This window comes from Candidatus Poribacteria bacterium (assembly GCA_028820845.1).
In the GTDB taxonomy this organism is placed as follows: domain Bacteria; phylum Poribacteria; class WGA-4E; order WGA-4E; family WGA-3G; genus WGA-3G.
This window is the reverse complement of the sequence record JAPPII010000079.1, coordinates 22,648-28,801: the sequence shown is the minus strand read 5'-3', so window position 1 is coordinate 28,801 and position 6,154 is coordinate 22,648. Positions and strand designations below refer to the sequence as shown.

The 6,154-nt window shown below is 45.0% G+C and carries 7 protein-coding genes; 2 read left to right on the top strand and 5 right to left on the bottom strand.

The window, feature by feature from the left end:
- Positions 1-47 precede the first annotated feature (47 nt).
- Positions 48-629 carry a hypothetical protein gene (locus tag OXN25_16175; GenBank protein ID MDE0426389.1) on the bottom strand — a complete coding sequence of 194 codons (582 nt, stop codon included), beginning with the start codon at positions 627-629 and terminating at the stop codon, positions 48-50.
- A 140-nt stretch (positions 630-769) separates the two neighbouring features.
- On the opposite strand from OXN25_16175, the gene OXN25_16170 reads away from it, so the two are divergent.
- Both OXN25_16170 and OXN25_16165 read left to right on the top strand, forming a co-directional pair.
- The gene (locus tag OXN25_16170) at positions 770-904 is read left to right on the top strand and encodes a hypothetical protein (GenBank protein ID MDE0426388.1); all 135 of its coding nucleotides are present in this window, start codon (positions 770-772) and stop codon (positions 902-904) included.
- A gap of 466 nt (positions 905-1,370) precedes the next feature.
- The gene (locus OXN25_16165) at positions 1,371-1,499 is read left to right on the top strand and encodes a hypothetical protein (protein MDE0426387.1); all 129 of its coding nucleotides are present in this window, start codon (positions 1,371-1,373) and stop codon (positions 1,497-1,499) included.
- On the opposite strand, the gene OXN25_16160 is transcribed toward OXN25_16165, so the two are convergent.
- Genes OXN25_16160 through OXN25_16145 form a run of 4 tightly spaced genes read right to left on the bottom strand, consistent with a single transcriptional unit; the run spans position 1,490 to position 6,137 of the window.
- Positions 1,490-3,238: a glycosyltransferase family 4 protein gene (locus OXN25_16160; protein ID MDE0426386.1), complete on the bottom strand. Its 1,749-nt coding sequence runs from the start codon at positions 3,236-3,238 to the stop codon at positions 1,490-1,492. The two genes, OXN25_16165 and OXN25_16160, sit on opposite strands and share 10 nt — an antisense overlap.
- 26 nt (positions 3,239-3,264) lie before the next feature.
- A complete protein-coding gene (locus tag OXN25_16155; GenBank protein MDE0426385.1) occupies positions 3,265-4,860 on the bottom strand; it encodes a glycosyltransferase family 4 protein in 1,596 nt (531 codons plus the stop codon).
- A gap of 5 nt (positions 4,861-4,865) precedes the next feature.
- Positions 4,866-5,381 carry an FtsX-like permease family protein gene (locus OXN25_16150; GenBank protein MDE0426384.1) on the bottom strand — a complete coding sequence of 172 codons (516 nt, stop codon included), beginning with the start codon at positions 5,379-5,381 and terminating at the stop codon, positions 4,866-4,868.
- Positions 5,382-5,411: 30 nt separating this feature from the next.
- Entirely contained in the window at positions 5,412-6,137 is a 726-nt protein-coding gene (locus tag OXN25_16145) for an ABC transporter permease (protein MDE0426383.1), read from the bottom strand.
- Positions 6,138-6,154 lie beyond the last annotated feature (17 nt).

Genomic DNA, 6,154 nt, shown 5'->3' with positions numbered 1-6,154 from the left:
TCTACCAAAACCTAACAAAAATGTCAATAACTTACACAATGTAAACACTACCTAGTCGCGATGAGATGCGGAATTGATAGAACAATTATGCCCAACATTGCCAAGCTGTGGAGATTTGCTACCATAATTAACAGGCTCACCAGCATCAATATACTTGACAGCAGTCCTGCGAAATTGTTAACAAAGTTTGGAATGCGTTGAATGGATTGTTCTCGCGCGTGCGCCATTTGATCAAAGAAAGCTGGAGATTCAAAGAAAGCCAAATCTAACCTTGAGAGTTTCTGAAAAATGAGTTCTTCGGTGTAATGCGAGACTCTCAAGCCCATCGGATATCTGAGCATATTTATGATACTGGTGATAGTATTGCTCGCCAGCCAAATGAGGAGTTGTAATCCGACGAGAAACGCAATCTGTCGGAGGCGGACAGTGCCTTGAGTTGCTTGAATCGCAGCAACAACTTCGTCAATGATGTACTTTGAGAGCCATATCTGTAAGGGCGTGACTGCAGCTGAAAGCAAATTGAATAGGGAAAATACAGCCATTTCCTTCGGACTAGCCCTCCACATAAGGACGGCGGCTCTGGGGTAGTTGCTAACTGTCTTTCCGATTTCAGAAACGGATTTTAGCATATTCCTGATAAAATTCCTAAAACTTCTGTGGAATTTGTGAAAAGGGCGTATCATTTCGTTTCGGAAAATATTTATCAAACTCACGTTTAAGTGATAGCACCCAGACGCTAAAGCGTGGGGCTTCGGAGACCTCGTAGACAGTGCGGTTTTCTCAAAGAGTCAACCGTCTTATTCCGTCTCCACCCGTAGGCGATTTCCCGAAGGGTGAAAAATCCCTTTGGGCATATCAAGGCGAAATCTTGGCTATCCCCGCTTACCTCTCTCCATTTGGATAGAAAAAGTTGAGAAAGGGGCAGCGATACAACGTGCAGACTTTCACCTCTGCTCCGAAACTTACGCGTTAACTGCCCAAAATACTTTTAGAGTGGTATGGAACACTAACACTTTTTGACTACTTTCCACGGTAGCGGACACCACCTCTACAAGTTGTAGAGGGTGGAAACGGTGTCCAAGTGTTGGTATTAATTATACCATAATTTTACTGCAAAGTCAAATCTTTTTTTGACACAAACTAACGCCCGCCTACATCTCCAAGCTAAAGCATGGGGTTTTAGCGGGAAGATTGATAATGATACGATGGGGTCCCTCCTGATCCCAAACGTATCACATTCGAGTCTTTCTGTGGAAAGTATAACAGACTGAAAAAAACAAACTTCCCGCGGGGGGCGGATTTGGAAAACTTTTTGTCGTGATACCGGAGCACTTATCGCATAGGAACGTGGTTATAGAGATAAAGCAACCTTGAAAAAACTTCTCCAACGATTCGACGAGAAGTGGCAAGTCAAGATGTATTATACCGAACTTAAAGAAAAACCCTCTGATTTAAAAGGGACAACAACAGAACAGAAAAACGACCCGATTCACGTCTGAGCCTCAAAGTCGGTTGCGTCATCAAAAATTGTGTAAGCCGTTGCTAATTCTCTGCCCTCTTGTCCGATAGTGTCCACATTAAGGGTAAGCCGGTGATATTTCAGCAACCAAAGGAGGTGATATCGAATTTTCTCGGTTGATATATTCATGGGCCCGGAGAGATTCTCTTCCAGTTCCGTAATTGTGATCCAGTCGTTTGACATACTGAGGAGGACGTTCAAAAGTTCCGGGGCAAGTTTCGTATTCAACTCTTCATACCAGGGAGCGGGTGTGTCTTCAGGAAATGACACCAACTCAGAATCGGTGATTCTCACTTTTGTTGTCGGTTGAAGAGTCGCGGTGGCGTAGTGTTCAAAGGTTTTAAAGTATTGCGGACGGAACCAAGAAGGAAAGCGGCGAGCAGGGACCGGGTGACAGGATGCAATTTGGGACAACTCCTCCCACAATTCAATGTAACGGTGGATGATAATCTTCCAATCGTATGTATCAAGGACGTGTTGGCGCGCTTGCCCACCCATCTTAGCGCGCAACTTATCATGCTCAATTAACAAAAACAGTGCCTCCGCCATTTGTTGAACATTAAAACAGATAGATTGGCTTAAATAAAACTGGTTGAACAGCCACGGGGATATTGGCGCGTAATCACAGATGGCACCGTCACATTCCATCCAATAGGTAGGGATGCGGAAACCTGTTTTCCCGTGGAGTACTGAAACGCTATACCCCTCCCAATCTGAACACACAACAGGTAATCCAGAAGACATGCCTTCCAAAACTGTCTGACCGAATGTCTCTTGGATGTTATCGCTAGGGGAGACAAAAATATCTGCCGCAGAGTAGAGTAACGGGAAGTCAATCCGGGGTCGATCTGTCAGCGTAATCAAGTGCTTTTCGATTCCAAGTTGCATGGCGAATTCTGTGACTTTTTCTGCATAATTATGCCGACTATCGTCTCCTGCCAACACCAGCAGAGCTTCGTTTTTTGAACACTTCTCTAATGCAGCTTTGAACGCCAAAAGCAGGGGTTGTAAATCCATTTTGTCGTAATGTGAAAAACGCCCAACCCAGAGCAGTATGACTTTATCACGTGGAAAACCAAATTGCTGTCTCAATGCCTGCTTGTCGCGCTGACGATACGTTTGTGTATCAACCCCAAGTGGAATACTATCTAAGCGCCCCTCGTATTTTAAATCAACCCCAAAATGTTCGGAAAAACGGGTTTGTAGATGAGTAAAATGATTTTTCATCACACGCCGCGCTGGCTCTTCCAGACAGACAATTGAATCCCACGGACGCGCATCAATGAGTAGAAATGTTAGGAAATCAATTAACTGTCCATGGTAACTAATGGTATGCGTAACGCCCGTAATTGGAATATTCTTTGTTATCAATTGGTTACGAAGGTAAATCATTGGGGCAATATACGGGCCCCGAGGCCTATGAAATGCAAGATAGTCGTTCTTTTGTAAAGCCTCCTCAAATTCGGTAGCTAAAAAGAGTTTGAGACGGGCATCAGATTCAATGAAACCGAAAAGTTCTTCGGCCTCCCCATCCTTTGATCGCGTATAGCGATTCGGATCGAAAAGATGATATTCATTGAAGTTACCATACCGCAATAGACTGGTCATAAACTGCTGTGTTGCGACACCAGCACCATATATTCCGCGGCTCGATCCCTTTTGGTAACTTGAGGTATTCATATTTACATCTGGAGGCAAGAATGTACCAAAGATTCGCATCTGTCATTCCTTCCCGCATTGTTTGCCTATATGCTCACACTGTCATTCTGCTTTAGGGCTATCAACCCTTGCTTTATACACCACATTGTATGATACGCGATATTTGGCACTAAGTTTTTTACATCCTCTGTATCTGATAGATGGAGTAGTGAATGGGTAATATCAGATAGACTGGTTACGGTGCGTGATAAATTGAGGATTTCAAGAATGACCGAGGGAAAAAGCACCTCGCTCATTTCTTTATAGATCACAAGATTTTGTGTTTCAAGAAGTGTTTCACCGTCCGAAGTGATTTGAATCGGGGTACTTTCGTCAATGGTTTGAAACATCTGCGAAAGTAATAAGGGAAGCCAACCACCGCCCCCTTGATTTTCAACGACAGGCTTTTGAGAGGGGACAGAAGCCTCCCTTGCAGACAAATCGCGCCAGAGGTTTTCATATTTCGCCACAATTGTTTCAAGTGAATGATGGTCAGACACATATTGCGCAGCGGCTGTTCCAAGTGTCTCACGTAAAGACGCGTCTTCGACTAGCAAGGTGAGGTACTCAACCATCTGTTGAACATTAACTGCAATACCCTGAGACACGATGAGGGACTGCACGTGGTGTGGAATAAAAGGAAAGTAGCCACTTAGTGCGTTATAGCTATAAGGAAGGCACTCCCTATTGAGTCTAAAACCTGTTCTACCGTGGTGGATATAGTGAGGCTCACCATCATCAGGGGCAATAACTGGAATTCCTCTTGCCATTGCTTCTAGCACTTGAGGTTGGTTATCTCTATAAACTGTGTCAGAGGGAGAGATGAATATATCCGAGGCGGCGAGCAAAAGCAACCGGGCAGATTCACTTATATTTGGCTGGAGCAAGATTCGCCGCTGTAGTGGAGAACCTTTAAGGTATTCGGAGATTCTATCAGCGTATCCATATTCATCAGGACCACTGATAATGAGCAAGACATTTTCATGACTCTCCGTGATCGTTTGAAACGCGCGGATAAGGGGAAGCAGGTCCATGCTATTGTCGGGGCTAAAATCGCCACTACATAAAATGAGAGTCATCCCCTCTGGAAGGTGAAGCAGGTAACGGGCATCACGTTTATTACAACCGTTTATCCGCGATGCCGCGTAACCATGTGGAATTGTGTACACCTGGGCCTGCGATTGTGGTGTTGTCAGAGAGGTGTATTGCCCGTGGGCTGCTTCGACGAGTTTCTGAATGGATGCACGGGAACAAATTATCGCATCGTTATCGGATAATCCACTATATACTGTCAGTGGCATTTTTGCCAAAAATGATGGTTCAACCTTCATTGTAATTGGAAAGTTTTGTCCACTCAGGTGTCGGAGATCCGCAAGATGAAACGCGGGGGTATATCCAAAGTCATGCCAAACATTTACTTGAGACTCCTGAAAAAAATCCGAAAGTTCCATAGTGTTTTTGATGTGTACATTTCGCTCTACAGAAAGTGGATATGGGGGATGACAACCTTGAGAGGAAAAAACATAAATGTCATGAGTATCTCCGCCTGTACCTCGTTGCAACGCTCGAATAAACTCCCAATCGAATAGGGATATGGACTCATCTCCACCTTCTACAAGAGGGTATAAACTTGCAATAACCATCAGGTCTACCTCCTCAAAGCCTCAATGGGAGAAAACGCAGAGGCTTTGAGCGCGGGATACATCCCAAACAGGATACCTATCACAGAAGAGAAGATAACTGAGATGAAGCACCACTTAGCGGAGATAACGGAGGGCCAGGACGGAACAATTTTCACAATTCTTACGGCGAGAAGCCCCGCTCCTTCACTGACGAGGAAGCCTAATCCAATCCCAAGTACTCCGCCAATACCACACATGACTACAGATTCTATTAAAAATTGAAGTAGGATATCTGTAGTTTTGGCACCGACTGCCCTTCGTAAGCCAATCTCTCGGGTACGCTCCGCAACAGCAACCAACATCATATTCATGACACCGATACCTCCCACAAGCAGCGAGAAGCCTGCGATGCTCCCTAAAGTAATTTTTTTTACAGTGCTGATTTTATCCAATTGCCTCATACCGGATTTCATGTCCCAGGTAACGAAGAAATCGTCCCTACCTCTCTGTCTCTTTCGTATTGTCGCTTTCACCACTGCCATTGCACGAGGGATATCCGCTACAGTCTTGGTCTAAATTGAAAGCATCTGGATCCTATCAGAACCTGTAAAGCGCGTTTGGGTTGTTGTGATAGGAATAAAGACTTGTGCACTCAAGCTGAACCCGAACTGAAGGTATTGTTGCCGAGGCATCATCGTGCCGACAACTGTCAAACGTTCTTTTTCTCGGTTGTTTCCCGCGCCCCTCGCAATTTTAATCTCTTTTCCAATAGGAGATGTCCATCCAAACAAGTCAGAAGCGACCTCAGCACCGAGTACACAGACTTTTGCACCGTTTTCAATATCATCATCGGTGATAAAACGTCCCTCTTGGATATCCCAATCCATCGCCTCTGCAAAAGAGGCATTTACACCGTTATAACCGGTGCGAGTTTCAGTGCCGACAGGGCCTTGTGCAAGAACGCCACCCCACGCAGGGATCCGTGGCACAGTCAGTCTAACGGAAGGACACCTCGCCTCTATTGTTAAAACATCTTCATATGTGAAGTATTCATTACTGCGGTTCGCAACCCAAACGTCTCCGACTCTCTTCAGATTGACACAATACATCGAAAACTGGTTCAGTCCCTCCTGTTTTAGAGCTTCTTCAAGGACAATCGTTTTGGCACCATCGCCAACACCGATCATCGCGAGGACTGAGGCAACACCGATAAGAATCCCAAGTATTGTGAGCACGGAACGCAGTTTGTTATATTGAAGTGCAGAAAACGCGATGGAGATTCCTCGAAATATGTGCATTTCACCATTAAAACTAC